Origin of the sequence: Marinilabilia sp. (assembly GCF_016278715.1) — a bacterium.
In the GTDB taxonomy this organism is placed as follows: Bacteria; Bacteroidota; Bacteroidia; order Bacteroidales; family Marinilabiliaceae; genus Marinilabilia.
In genome coordinates this window covers 1-6,295 of the sequence record NZ_JADQBH010000081.1, presented here as the reverse complement: position 1 = coordinate 6,295, position 6,295 = coordinate 1, and the positions used below count along the sequence as shown (strand labels likewise).

The 6,295-nt window shown below is 45.0% G+C and carries 5 protein-coding genes; 2 read left to right on the top strand and 3 right to left on the bottom strand.

All coding sequences use genetic code 11. The annotated features are described in order from the left end of the window. On the top strand, positions 1–1,301 hold a 1,301-nt coding region (locus QZZ43_RS05275; protein WP_291856880.1), incomplete at its 5' end, for a sulfurtransferase TusA family protein. Positions 1,302–1,328: 27 nt separating this feature from the next. Further along, positions 1,329–2,618 carry a uroporphyrinogen-III C-methyltransferase gene (cobA, locus tag QZZ43_RS05270; RefSeq protein ID WP_291856879.1) on the top strand — a complete coding sequence of 430 codons (1,290 nt, stop codon included), beginning with the start codon at positions 1,329–1,331 and terminating at the stop codon, positions 2,616–2,618. Positions 2,619–2,714: 96 nt separating this feature from the next. On the opposite strand, the gene hemE is transcribed toward cobA, so the two are convergent. Genes hemE through hemB form a run of 3 tightly spaced genes read right to left on the bottom strand, consistent with a single transcriptional unit; the run spans position 2,715 to position 6,069 of the window. Then, positions 2,715–3,743, bottom strand: a complete 1,029-nt coding sequence (gene hemE / locus QZZ43_RS05265; protein WP_291856878.1) for a uroporphyrinogen decarboxylase — start codon at positions 3,741–3,743, stop codon at positions 2,715–2,717. Positions 3,744–3,792: 49 nt separating this feature from the next. Beyond that, positions 3,793–5,082, bottom strand: a complete 1,290-nt coding sequence (hemL, locus tag QZZ43_RS05260) for a glutamate-1-semialdehyde 2,1-aminomutase (protein ID WP_291856877.1) — start codon at positions 5,080–5,082, stop codon at positions 3,793–3,795. Between the two features lie 12 nt (positions 5,083–5,094). After that, entirely contained in the window at positions 5,095–6,069 is a 975-nt protein-coding gene (gene hemB / locus QZZ43_RS05255) for a porphobilinogen synthase (protein WP_367221275.1), read from the bottom strand. Positions 6,070–6,295 lie beyond the last annotated feature (226 nt).

Sequence of the window (6,295 nt, the reverse complement as noted above, 5' to 3'; positions counted from 1 at the left end):
GACGCTCTTCCGATCTTATCCGATTGCGCAACATTCCGGGAAACAAGCTAAATGCCCTTTTCGATTATCTCACACAACTGGGAACAGATAACGGTATGCCCCGCATCCTGAACAACCTGGTAGCCTGTACCGGAGCCGACACTTGCCGGCTGGGCATTTGCCTCTCAAAGGGGGCCTCATCAGCCATCAGAAAAAAAATCAGCTCCTCAAATCCCGAAGTCCTGGATTCCCTGCACAACATACGCATAAATCTGTCGGGGTGCCCAAACAGCTGCGGTCAGCATCAGGTTGCTGATTTGGGATTTTACGGTAAGGCATCACGCAACGACCGCCTTTACCCTGCCTACTATGTTACAGTAGGAGGAAAAACAGGTACCAATGATGCTGTACTTGGTAAAAATCTGGGAGAAATAAGCGCACGTGATTTACCCGTCCTGACTCATGAAATCCTTGAAAAGTATGCAAAAAAACTAAACAGCTACGGCAACTTCAACAATTACCTCAGGGGCGAGGGAGAGGAACATATTAAGACATTACTGAACAAATACCGGGAAATACCTTCTTTTGATGACGACAAAAATTATTACTTCGACTGGGGAGGTCAGGAACTCTTCTCGGTTAAAGGGAAAGGACAACCCGAATGCTCGGCGGGTATGTTCGACATGATTGATTTTGACCGTGATACTGTTTCTTCACTGCAGAAAAAACTGGAGAATACCGACCATCAGGAGGAAAGTGAGGGAGAAATTCTAAATAAAATTGTATTTCATGCCTCACGGATGTTGCTGGTCACAAGGGGTATTGAACCCAAAACCCGGACTGAGGTATTTACAGGTTTTACAGAACATTTTATTGATGAAGGGTATGTCAGTCAAAATCTCAAAAACATTGTTTCACTGGCTATGGAAAACAAAAACGAGGAAATTGTCTCTTTCAGAAATGAGGTTTTTGCTTTGGACAAAGAGGTGAATGCACTTTATGACAGCATGGACGACTCTCTTCAGTTCAAAACTTCAAAAAAACACGGGGATCCAGAAAAATTTGAAGTTCCGACAGATGCCCCTGCAGAAAAAGAAGAAAATATCCATTCCAAGGACTTCAGTGGAGTGGCTTGTCCTATGAATTTTGTAAAAACGAAAATTGAACTGTCGAAACTGAAAACCGGAGAATTACTGGAAATACTGCTCGATGACGGAGCGCCCATCAACAATGTACCGGGATCTGTAAAAGAAGAGGGACATGAGATTGTGGCAGTCAATAAAAAGGGTGAGCATTGGTCTGTTTTAATCCGAAAAGTTTGATCGACACTTAATTCATCAAAAGCATCAATGAACTTAGAATCAACGCAAATGGAATTTTTACCCATATCAATTAATATTACCAACAAAAAAGTGCTTTTTATTGGTGGTGGAAAAGTTGCCCTGCAAAAAATAAAAAGCCTTAGCCGTTTTGACGCTCAGATAACTGTTGTTTCAACAGCATTTGACCCGGAAGTGGAAGCACATAAGGAGATCACCTGCATAACAAAAAGTTATGAGTCTGCCGATCTTGATGGTTACTTTCTGGTATATGCCTGTACCGACAGCAATCACACAAATGAAATGATTCGTGAGGATTGTCACAAAAAAAACATTCTTGTTTGTGTGGCAGACATGCCCAAACTGTGTGATTTCATTTCACCGGCAATCTATAAAACGGGCAACACCACCATTTCTGTTAGTTCTAATGCCCGGAATGCAAAAAAATCGGTGGAAATCAGAAACCAGATTCAAAAAATCTATGAACAATCAGAAGGCCACCTGGACAAATTAAGCCGCGAAGAGAATGGTTACAACATGAAAACAGATTCCCCGGTCAATCTTCCGTCCCATCATTCTGGAAGTAAAGGCAAAGTCATTTTGGCCGGTTTTGGTCCGGGCGATCCGGGGTTGCTAACACTTAAAGCCAATCAGCACCTGCAGGAGGCAGATATCATTTTCCACGATGCATTACTGGACGTGCCTTTTCTTGATCGCTTTCCGGGTCAGAAAGTCTCTGTTGGGAAAAGATGTGGAAAACACCACAAAAGGCAGGATGAGATTAACAAGATGCTGGTGGAAGCAGCGCAGGAAGGGAAAAAAGTAGTGCGCCTGAAAGGAGGAGATCCCTTTATTTTCGGAAGAGGTGGAGAAGAAATTTCCCACTTGCGGGCTAACCGGATTGATGTGGAAGTAATCCCCGGAATAACCAGTGCATTCGCTGCTGCGGCCCAATATGTTCTTCCGCTCACACACAGAAAGGTGGCATCTTCGGTGGCTTTCTGCTCCGGTCATGATCTTTCCGGAAAATCCTTCCCTAAAGCCGACACACTGGTTTTTTATATGGGAGCAAATAAACAATGTGAGATATCCCAAGGATTGATTGAAGAAGGATGGCCCCCGGACACTCCCGTGGCACTTTTGAGCAATATCTCCAATCTTCAGTCCAAAGCAGTTATTTCGAGACTTGACCGGTTATGCCAGGAAAAACTGATAATCGACACTCCTCTGCTGATTGTAGTAGGTAAAACAGTAAGTCAGATACCACAGGATCTTCTGCCAACACAGGAGCATTCTGTCGATCAAGGCATTGAGCAATGAAACCGGGGCCTGTTTTCCACTTTTCGAAAACAGGCCCCGACACAACATAAGTTTAGGAATAATTTTCCACGTCGGAAGTAATAAACACTGTCATCCCTACACCCATTTCATACTCTTTACCTTGTCAACAACAAGCTTCACATTTTCAAAGGGAATATCAGGAAGAAGCCCATGGCCCAGATTAAATATATAACCAGGATGTTCACGATAAAAAGGTATCAAATCCAACAGAGCGGCCTCAATATCATCAGCATTAGCATATAGCAACCGCGGATCCATATTTCCCTGAAGTCCCACATCAGGATGCACCAGCTCCCTGGCATGGCGCAATGGCATTTGCCAGTCAATACTGACAAAATCAGCAATTTCGGGAGTGACATGTTTGAGTCCGGCTCCCAGTCCTTTGGGAAAGAAAATAAAAGGAGTGTCTGTTTCTCTAATGGCTAGTGAGATCTTTTTAATGGCAGGCCAAAATAACTCGTGATACAATTCAGCCGGGATCAACCCTGCATGTGTGTCGAACAACTGAAATACTTCCACTCCGTGCTTTATCTGATTCCGAACATAAAAAACCGTCATTTCTGTTATGTGTTCAATCAACTTCCTTGCATCAGATTTATTTCTGTATAGGTACTTTACTACATCCGGGAAATTCGGGTCCTTTCCTGTGCCTTGTATCATATAGCATAGAACCGTTAGCGGCGCCCCGCAAAAACCAATAAGCGGTGTTCCGGATGGCCGTTTTCGGATGATGGTATCTATATTCCGAAATATATAATCAAGCCTTGATGAATCAGGATTCAGCATCTTAGAGGGTTCCTCAACCTGAAAAAGAGGTTTCTCAAAAACCGGCCCCTTTCCTGTAAATGACATTCCCATCCCCAAAGCTTCCGGAACCACCAGAATATCCGAAAAGAGAATCGCAGCATCCACCCCCAAATCATAAACCGGCATGAGTGTTACTTTGGCGGCAAGTTCCGGATCAGACATCATCTCATGGAAAGAATACTCTTTCTTCAATTCCTGATAATTAGGAAGCACTCTTCCTGCCTGACGCATAAACCAGACCGGTGGTCGCTCTGGAGCCAAACCTTTTAACTTATTCAGTAATATCGAATTCTCCATAAATATTTTTTTAACACTCATTTCCTCACCCTCTCACCAGTTCATCAGCTCAAATCCTCCCCAACGCTGCCCTGGAAACTTGAATCAATCGGTCAATATCCTCTTCGCTGTGGGCATCCGAGACAAAAGTGCATTCAAACTGTGAAGGGGCCAGATAAATACCCTTCTCAAGTAATCTTCTGAAATATGAGGCATAACGGGAAGTGTCCGAAGTGTTGGAAAGTTCGGAGTTAAATACCTCCTTTTCCTCGGTAAAAAAGAGCGTGAGCATACCCCCGACTCTGTTAATGATGCCAGGCACACCGGCTTCTTTTAAATTATTTTTCAGCCCTTCTTCCAATCGAATGGCTTTTCCTTCAATACGTTTATATATCTCAGGATTTCCTTTCAGAATTTCAAGCATAGCGCAACCTGCGGACATGGCAAGTGGATTGCCGGAGAGGGTTCCCGCCTGATAAACGGGCCCTTCGGGCGCCAGATGATCCATTATCTCATGTTTTCCTCCAAAAGCACCCACCGGAAGTCCGCCTCCAATGACCTTGCCCATGGTTGTGAGATCGGGGTAAACACCCAGATATTCCTGGGCTCCGCCGGGGGCAAGGCGGAAACCGGTAATTACCTCATCGAATATCAGCAATGCTCCGGATTTACTGGTTAATTCCCTCAATCCTTCCAAAAAGCCGGTCGCTGGTGGTACTACCCCCATATTTCCTGCCACGGGTTCAATTATCACTGCAGCAATTTCATTACTGTAAGTTTCAAACAGTTTTTCCACTGCCTCAAGGTTGTTATAGGGTGCCACCAACGTGTCAGCAGCTGTTGCCCTGGTAACTCCGGGACTGTCAGGCAAACCGAGTGTCATAGCTCCCGAACCGGCTTGTATCAGAAAACTGTCGGAATGACCGTGAAAACAGCCCGCGAATTTTACAACTTTTTCACGTCCCGTATATCCCCTCGCCAACCGTAGAGCACTCATAGTAGCTTCAGTTCCTGAATTTACCATCCGAACTTTCTCCACCGAAGGAACCATATCAGCAATAAGTCCGGCCATTTGAGTTTCCATCAAATTGGGGGCTCCAAAACTGGTTCCTTTGCCGGCAGCGACTCTCACGGCCTCCACAATTTCTTCACGGGCATGTCCCAGAATCAGCGGGCCCCAGGAGGCTACAAAATCGATGAACTCATTGCCGTCAATATCCCATACCCGGGAACCTTTTCCTTTTTCAATAAACAGTGGATCTCCTCCTACACTTTTAAATGCCCGCACGGGGGAGTTTACTCCTCCGGGCATTAGTCGAAGAGCCTTTTGAAATGCTTCTTTACTTTTGGCTGTATTCATATTAAAAGATCGTTAGATTTTTGAATTCATTACAAACTCTTTGGCATGATAAGTAATAATAACATCAGCTCCTGCCCTCTTGATGGAAGTCAAAATTTCTTTGATAATACGTTGTTCATCAATCCATCCGTTCTGGGCTGCGGCTTTTACCATTGAAAATTCTCCACTCACATTGTAGGCCACAACAGGCATATTGAAATGACTCTTTACCCTGTGAATCACATCCAGATAACTCAACGCAGGTTTTACCATTACCATATCCGCCCCCTCTTTTATGTCTTCAGCCACTTCACGCAGGGCTTCATCCGTATTGGCAGGATCCATCTGATAGGTGAAACGGTTGCCAAACTTAGGAGCACTTTCGGCTGCATCCCGGAAAGGGCCATAAAAGGCTGATGCATATTTGGCGGAATAAGCAATGATTGGTGTATTCTTAAAACCACTGTCATCCAGAGCTTTTCGAATAGCCCCCACCCGTCCGTCCATCATATCGCTCGGAGCAATAATATCAGCTCCTGCCTCCGCCAGCACAACAGATTGCCGCGATAAGGTCTCCAAAGTGACATCATTGTCCACATCACCATCCACTATGGTACCGCAATGCCCGTGTTCAGTATATTCACAGTTACAAACATCTGCCACGATCAAAACTTCGGGAAGAACTGCTTTCAAAGCTTTTATCGCCTGGGGAACAATAGCATGGTGACTGCAGGCAACCGTGCCGTCCTGATCTTTCTCCTCCGGAATGCCGAAAAGCAGGATCTTTTCAATGCCTGTCTGATATAATTCTTTCACTTCCTGAACCAACTGATCCACGGAAAGTTGAAAATTTCCCGGCATGGATCGAATCGGGTTGCGCACCCCTTCTCCGGGACAAACGAAATATGGCATTATCAAATCATCGGCGGTAACATCTGTTTCCCGAACCATAGCTCGTATGGCCGGGGTTTTTCTTAAACGCCTGAGGCGCGTAACTGGAAAGCTCATAATTGTTTTTTTTTTTTGATTGAATCCAAATAATACCTGTAGCACGCACAGCGCAAGATTATCATAACCGGGCGGATCGGCAGTTGCCAGAGGTGAAAATCCTGATTCCAGCGCTACCCCCGTTGTGATCTGTCCAATGCTCACCAAACGAATGTCGGAAGGTTGCCGTTTCTCAGTCAGTTCCGATAAATGCTGAACTGCCGAAGGACTGCTGACCACAATAACA